Annotated in this window: 6 protein-coding genes and 1 other annotated feature; of the genes, 5 read left to right on the top strand and 1 reads right to left on the bottom strand. The window is 41.0% G+C overall.

Features of this window, described 5'->3' with window-relative positions; translation table 11 throughout:
- Positions 1 to 47 precede the first annotated feature (47 nt).
- A complete protein-coding gene (locus tag CJU60_RS21210; RefSeq protein WP_095714850.1) occupies positions 48 to 998 on the bottom strand; it encodes a YaaC family protein in 951 nt (316 codons plus the stop codon).
- A 120-nt stretch (positions 999 to 1,118) separates the two neighbouring features.
- Between CJU60_RS21210 and guaB the strand changes: the two genes are divergently transcribed.
- The 5 genes from guaB to serS all read left to right on the top strand — a co-directional run bounded on the left by guaB (position 1,119) and on the right by serS (position 7,372).
- Positions 1,119 to 2,585, top strand: a complete 1,467-nt coding sequence (guaB, locus tag CJU60_RS21205) for an IMP dehydrogenase (protein WP_024123587.1) — start codon at positions 1,119 to 1,121, stop codon at positions 2,583 to 2,585.
- Between the two features lie 154 nt (positions 2,586 to 2,739).
- Positions 2,740 to 4,071 carry a D-alanyl-D-alanine carboxypeptidase gene (gene dacA, locus CJU60_RS21200; protein ID WP_095714849.1) on the top strand — a complete coding sequence of 444 codons (1,332 nt, stop codon included), beginning with the start codon at positions 2,740 to 2,742 and terminating at the stop codon, positions 4,069 to 4,071.
- A gap of 196 nt (positions 4,072 to 4,267) precedes the next feature.
- Entirely contained in the window at positions 4,268 to 5,152 is an 885-nt protein-coding gene (gene pdxS / locus CJU60_RS21195) for a pyridoxal 5'-phosphate synthase lyase subunit PdxS (protein WP_024123589.1), read from the top strand.
- A gap of 20 nt (positions 5,153 to 5,172) precedes the next feature.
- Positions 5,173 to 5,763: a pyridoxal 5'-phosphate synthase glutaminase subunit PdxT gene (gene pdxT / locus CJU60_RS21190; RefSeq protein WP_095714848.1), complete on the top strand. Its 591-nt coding sequence runs from the start codon at positions 5,173 to 5,175 to the stop codon at positions 5,761 to 5,763.
- Positions 5,764 to 5,815: 52 nt separating this feature from the next.
- Positions 5,816 to 6,028, top strand: a binding site (T-box leader).
- A gap of 66 nt (positions 6,029 to 6,094) precedes the next feature.
- Complete coding sequence (gene serS / locus CJU60_RS21185) at positions 6,095 to 7,372, top strand: serine--tRNA ligase (protein WP_024123591.1); 1,278 nt, start codon at positions 6,095 to 6,097, stop codon at positions 7,370 to 7,372.
- Positions 7,373 to 7,488: the final 116 nt, after the last annotated feature.

The following is a 7,488-nucleotide window of genomic DNA, read 5'->3' as shown; positions in this document are numbered from 1 at the left end:
GCCGCCAAGCAAGGGTAAAACCCAGCTCATTGAGCTGGGTTTTTTGTTTATATATATTGTTGCAGGAATTTCAAAACGTATTTGGGAAATTTGTTTTCCGTTACCATTAAAAACTGCTGAATTAACACGTAATCATCACTGACATGCTGCGTTAACAGCTCATACCACCATTCTGTCTCATACCTCGCAATCATTCCTATGTTGTACAAAATTAAATAATGGATTGTTATTTCCGGAAGTTTAAGAAACTGATCTCGTTTAGAAGGAATATAATATTGTCTTTTGTCCAAATCAAATAATAGGCTGATTGACGTCCATGGATTTATGTCTTGCCGCGAAAGATGGAACAGCAGGTCATCTTTATCTTTCTTCAAAAAGGTCCATCGAAAATGATGAGACATATATTCAACAAATCGTGAATCAGACATCTTATAATGAATGACGATATCCTCTGGTATAGAAACCATGTCTTTTTCCTTCTCAACCTTTGTAATAAAGCATTCCTTTTTCTGAAATTGAAAAATATCACTTAATTCTGGTATAGCGGCTAATAACTTTTTCATAGTATACCGTTCATCTTCTATACCTGATTGACCAAATAAGTGTTTCATGAAGTGCATACATAAACCGTTGCGTTGTATTTTCACTTCATCATCGCTAAAACAATAATTTTGCTTCTTTCTTTTACGCGCTGTGACGCCATGTGCGAGAACTGATGTATGGCTTGGGTAGTGAGGATCCTGTGTGATGAGACATGCTTTGATCAGCTGTGACATCCCGTAGAATAAAAGAATCGGTTTGATTTCTAAAGGCGAGCAAGAGGCTTGCTTATAAAATGATTCAGCATGCTTCAAGAAGAAAATAAACCGCTCGCTGTTTTTAAAAGAGTTCTGTTTCGCCTCATCTGCACCATTTAAGACATAGACTTTTTCTAGAAATTTCTGGGTTGATTCTACGGAGTAAAATAGCGCTAAGTCTTTCCAATCATGATATGTCATATGTATTTCTAATTCCTTTCCGTTATCTAAATATTTCAACTCTTTTTCGGTTCCTTGACATGCTCTTGGCTTGTTGATAATCTACATATAATATTTTGCCGAAAAGAGGGGGATTTACTAATGTGGGAAAGTAAATTTTCAAAAGAAGGCTTAACGTTCGACGATGTGCTGCTTGTACCAGCTAAGTCAGAGGTACTTCCGCGTGATGTGGATTTATCTGTTGAACTTACAAAGACGTTAAAGCTGAATATTCCTGTCATCAGCGCAGGTATGGACACTGTAACAGAATCAGCAATGGCGATTGCAATGGCTAGACAGGGCGGCTTGGGGATCATTCATAAAAATATGTCGATCGAGCAGCAAGCTGAACAAGTTGATAAAGTAAAACGCTCTGAACGAGGCGTTATTACAAATCCCTTCTTTTTAACTCCTGATCACCAAGTTTTTGATGCGGAGCATTTGATGGGGAAATACAGAATTTCCGGTGTTCCGATTGTAGATAACAAAGAAGACCAAAAGCTTGTCGGTATTATCACGAACCGCGACCTTCGTTTTATTTCTGATTACTCAATGAAAATCAGCGATGTTATGACAAAAGAAGAACTTGTCACTGCACCGGTTGGAACGACTTTAGACGAAGCTGAAAAGATTTTGCAGAAACATAAAATTGAAAAGCTTCCACTCGTTGATGATCAAAATAAATTAAAAGGTCTTATCACGATTAAAGACATTGAAAAAGTTATCGAGTTCCCTAATTCATCTAAAGACATTCACGGCCGTTTGATCGTTGGCGCGGCAGTTGGTGTAACTGGCGACACGATGACACGCGTGAAAAAGCTTGTAGAAGCCAATGTGGATGTCATTGTTATCGATACAGCACACGGGCATTCTCAAGGCGTGTTAAACACAGTGACAAAGATCCGTGAAACGTATCCTGAATTAAATATTATCGCTGGAAACGTAGCAACAGCTGAAGCGACAAAAGCACTCTTCGAAGCTGGTGCTGATGTTGTCAAAGTAGGAATCGGACCTGGTTCAATTTGTACTACTCGTGTGGTAGCAGGTGTTGGTGTACCTCAAATCACAGCGATTTATGACTGTGCGACTGAAGCAAGAAAACATGGCAAAACAATTATCGCAGACGGCGGAATTAAATTCTCTGGCGATATTGCAAAAGCATTGGCAGCCGGCGGACATGCTGTTATGCTTGGAAGCTTACTGGCAGGTACGTCAGAAAGCCCTGGTGAAACTGAAATCTACCAAGGCAGAAGATTCAAAGTATACCGCGGTATGGGATCTGTGGCTGCAATGGAAAAAGGAAGTAAAGACCGTTACTTCCAAGAAGAAAATAAAAAATTCGTTCCAGAAGGCATTGAAGGACGCACACCATACAAGGGGCCAGTTGAAGAAACAGTTTATCAGCTAGTCGGCGGTCTTCGTTCTGGTATGGGATATTGCGGATCTAAAGATCTTCGCGCTTTAAGAGAAGAAGCTCAGTTCATTCGTATGACTGGTGCAGGCCTTCGTGAAAGTCATCCGCATGATGTACAGATTACAAAAGAATCACCGAACTATACAATTTCATAAATAAATTGTTACAAATTAAAAACATTTGACAGGGTCTCTGACTCTGTCTATTTTTTTTATACCGATTATGATAAAATTTATACTGTTGTGCATTGAAAATGTCCTTAACGGCTTAATTATAGATGAAGAAAAATGAAATACGGAGGTCGTACGATTGAACATCAAGAAATGTAAACAGCTATTGATGTCATTGGTTGTTTTAACACTGGCCGTAACTTGCCTGACTCCAATGTCAAAAGCAAAGGCTGCCAGCGATCCAATTGATATCAACGCATCAGCTGCCATTATGATCGAAGCTTCTTCAGGTAAAATTCTTTATAGCAAAAACGCAGAGAAAAGACTGCCAATTGCAAGTATGACAAAGATGATGACAGAGTATCTGTTATTAGAAGCAATTGATGAAGGCAAAGTAAAATGGGATCAAACCTATACGCCTGATGACTATGTGTATGAGATTTCCCAAGATAACAGTTTATCAAACGTTCCTCTTCGAAAAGACGGAAAATACACAGTAAAAGAACTTTATCAAGCGACAGCAATCTATTCTGCAAATGCGGCTGCGATTGCCATTGCAGAAGTTATTGCAGGCTCTGAAACAAAGTTCGTTGAAAAAATGAATGCAAAAGCAAAAGAACTGGGATTAACAAATTACAAATTTGTTAATGCAACAGGTCTTGAAAACAAAGATCTTCACGGCAAGCAGCCTGAAGGGACAAGCGTAGATGAAGAAAGTGAAGTTTCTGCTAAGGATATGGCTATTCTTGCAGATCACCTGATTACTGACTACCCTGAGATTTTAGAAACTTCCAGCATCTCAAAAATGAAGTTCAGAAAAGGCACAGATGATGAAATGGACATGCCGAACTGGAACTTTATGCTGAAGGGTCTAGTCAGCGAGTACAAAGGTGCAACTGTAGATGGACTGAAAACAGGTTCTACTGACTCTGCGGGTTCATGTTTCACAGGAACTGCTGAAAGAAACGGAATGCGTGTCATCACTGTGGTGTTAAACGCAAAAGGCAACATTCACACTGGCCGTTTCGATGAAACGAAAAAAATGTTTGATTATGCTTTCAACAATTTCTCTATGAAAGAAATTTATGCTGAAGGCGATCAGGTAAAAGGCCATAAAACCATTTCTGTAGATAAAGGTAAAGAGAAAGAAGTAGGCATTGTCACAAGCAAGGCATTTTCTCTTCCTGTCAAAAATGGTGAAGAAAAGAATTACAAAGCAAAAGTCACTTTAAACAAAGACACTTTGACTGCCCCTGTGAAAAAAAGGACGAAGGTTGGGAAACTGACTGCGGAATATACAGGTGATGAAAAGGACTATGGGTTCCTTAACAGCAGCCTGGCAGGTGTAGACCTTGTGACGAAAGAAAATGTAGATAAAGCAAACTGGTTTGTTTTAACAATGCGCAGCATCGGCGGATTTTTCGCTGGTATCTGGGGAAGCATTGTTGATACAGTAACTGGCTGGTTTTAATGAATGGAAAGAGCTCTGATTGATGTTAGGGCTCTTTCGCTTAATATACTGAAAAAACCCAATTTTTAATAAAAAATGATTTTCAAAGCCCTAAAAACCGAATAAAATAAGTTATATCCATATGAATTATTGGATTTCTAGGATACAATAAGAAATAGAAATCATATAACTATACCTTGATTAGGGGGACCAAGAAATGGCTCAAACAGGTACTGAACGTGTAAAACGCGGAATGGCAGAAATGCAAAAAGGCGGCGTCATCATGGACGTCATCAATGCGGAACAAGCGAAAATTGCTGAAGAGGCTGGAGCTGTCGCTGTAATGGCGCTAGAACGTGTACCAGCTGATATTCGTGCGGCTGGAGGAGTTGCCCGTATGGCAGACCCTACAATCGTGGAAGAAGTAATGAATGCTGTATCCATCCCTGTAATGGCAAAAGCGCGTATCGGACATATTGTTGAAGCGCGTGTGCTTGAAGCTATGGGTGTTGACTATATTGATGAAAGTGAAGTTCTGACTCCGGCTGACGAAGAATTTCATTTGAATAAAAATGAATATACAGTTCCTTTCGTGTGCGGCTGCCGTGACCTCGGCGAAGCAACACGCCGTATTGCTGAAGGCGCTTCTATGCTTCGTACAAAAGGTGAGCCTGGAACTGGTAATATCGTTGAAGCTGTTCGCCATATGCGCAAGGTAAACGCTCAAGTACGCAAAGTAGTTGCAATGAGCGATGATGAGCTGATGACTGAAGCGAAAAATTTGGGAGCGCCTTATGAGCTGCTTCAACAAATTAAAAGAGACGGTAAACTTCCTGTCGTTAACTTTGCGGCTGGCGGCGTAGCGACTCCTGCTGATGCGGCACTTATGATGCAGCTTGGCGCTGACGGTGTATTTGTTGGTTCTGGTATCTTCAAATCAGACAATCCTGCAAAATTCGCAAAAGCAATTGTGGAAGCGACAACTCACTTCACTGATTATAAATTGATTGCAGAGCTTTCAAAAGAGCTTGGAACTGCAATGAAAGGGATCGAAATCTCAAATTTACTTCCAGAACAGCGTATGCAAGAACGCGGCTGGTAAGAATATAGGAGAGCTGCGACATGTTAACAATAGGTGTACTAGGACTTCAAGGAGCAGTAAGAGAGCATATCCATGCAATTGAAGCATGCGGTGCAGCTGGACTTGTTATTAAACGCCCAGAGCAGCTAAACGAAATCGATGGTTTAATTTTGCCGGGCGGAGAAAGCACGACAATGCGCCGTTTAATTGATACGTATCAATTCATGGAGCCATTGTGTGAGTTTGCTGCTCAGGGAAAACCGATGTTTGGGACATGTGCCGGTTTAATTATTTTAGCAAAGGAAATTGCCGGTTCAGATAACGCTCATTTAGGTTTGCTGAATGTAGTTGTTGAACGGAATTCGTTTGGCCGGCAGGTTGACAGCTTTGAAGCTGATTTAACAATTAAAGGGCTGGACGAACCTTTCACTGGTGTATTCATCCGTGCGCCGCATATCTTGGAAGCCGGTGAAAATGTTGAAGTGCTTTCTGAGCATAACGGACGCATTGTTGCGGCTAAACAGGGTAATTTCTTGGGCTGTTCGTTCCATCCGGAGCTGACAGAGGATCATCGAGTGACAAAGCTGTTCGTTCAAATGGTCGAGGAATACAAGCAGAAAGCCCTTGTATAAAACAGTTGAAAGCTGTGGAAACTTATAGTACATTATAAACACAAATAAAGATCGAAAAGCGTTGATAGGAACTAGTAGGAAGCCTCTCTTTCTAAGAGAGCCGATGGTTGGTGCGAATCGGTGAAAGATGCTGTCTGAATCCATCCTTGAGCGAAATGCTGAATGAAGTAGGCATTTACGGGATAACCGTTATGTGTGAAAGCGGAAAACAAGTCTATGGCTTGTTTTCAATCAGGGTGGCAACGCGAGAGCTCTCGTCCCTTTCATGGGGATGAGGGCTCTTTTTATTTTCGATAATTCAATGAATTTAATGAAAAAAGGAGTGTTTCGCATGCTTGATACGAAAATGCTGAGAGCAAATTTTCAAGAAATTAAAGCAAAGCTTGTACACAAAGGCGAAGACTTAACAGATTTTGATAAGTTCGAGGAGCTTGATGATAAAAGAAGAGAGCTTATCGGAAAAGTAGAAGAACTAAAAGGAAAACGGAATGAAGTATCCCAGCAGGTAGCTGCTTTGAAACGCGAGAAAAAAGACGCGGATCACATCATTAAAGAAATGCGTGAAGTCGGCGAGGAAATTAAAAAACTTGATGAAGAATTAAGAACAGTAGAATCTGCGCTTGAGACCATTCTTCTTTCAATCCCGAATATTCCGCATGAATCAGTGCCAGTCGGTGAAACGGAAGATGATAACGTAGAAATCCGGAAATGGGGCGAAACACCTTCATTTGCACATGAGCCAAAACCGCATTGGGATATTGCTGATGAGCTCGGCATTCTTGATTTTGAACGTGCTGCGAAGGTAACAGGAAGCCGCTTCGTGTTTTATAAAGGCTTAGGTGCTCGTTTGGAGCGTGCGCTTTATAACTTTATGCTTGACCTTCATGTGGATGAGTATAACTATACTGAGGTTATCCCGCCTTATATGGTAAACCGTGCAAGCATGACGGGAACAGGACAGCTTCCAAAGTTCGAAGAGGATGCGTTTAAGATCAGGGAAGAGGATTACTTCTTGATTCCGACTGCTGAAGTGCCGATCACAAATATGCATCGGGATGAAATTCTGTCAGGTGACAGCCTGCCGATTAATTATGCGGCATTCAGTGCCTGTTTCCGTTCAGAAGCTGGTTCAGCAGGGCGCGATACACGCGGATTAATCCGTCAGCACCAGTTTAATAAAGTGGAGCTTGTGAAGTTTGTAAAGCCGGAAGATTCTTATGATGAGTTAGAAAAACTAACAAACCAGGCTGAGCGTGTGCTCCAGCTGTTGGAACTTCCATACCGTGTAATGAGTATGTGTACGGGAGATTTAGGATTTACGGCTGCGAAAAAATACGATATAGAAGTTTGGATTCCGAGCCAAGACACATATCGTGAAATTTCTTCTTGCAGCAACTTCGAAGCGTTCCAAGCCAGACGTGCGAACATTCGTTTCAGACGTGAAGCGAAAGGCAAACCAGAGCATGTACACACATTGAACGGTTCAGGTTTGGCAGTTGGAAGAACAGTTGCCGCTATTTTAGAAAATTATCAGCAGGAAGACGGAAGCGTCATTATACCAAAGGTGCTTCGCCCTTATATGGGAAATAGAGAAGTCATCAAAGCGTAATGCGGAAAAGGTGTGCCTGATAAGGCACGCCTTTTCGCTATTTGAATTAAACATTTTCTTAAAAACAAAAAAAGTTTTCAAAAATGCTTGACCATCATAAAACATTCATGATATAG

Source organism: Bacillus sp. 7705b, from assembly GCF_002289525.1.
Taxonomy (GTDB): Bacteria; Bacillota; Bacilli; order Bacillales; family Bacillaceae; genus Bacillus; species Bacillus halotolerans.
The sequence above is the reverse complement of the archived record's forward strand: the minus strand, read 5'-3'. Positions and strand labels throughout refer to the sequence as shown.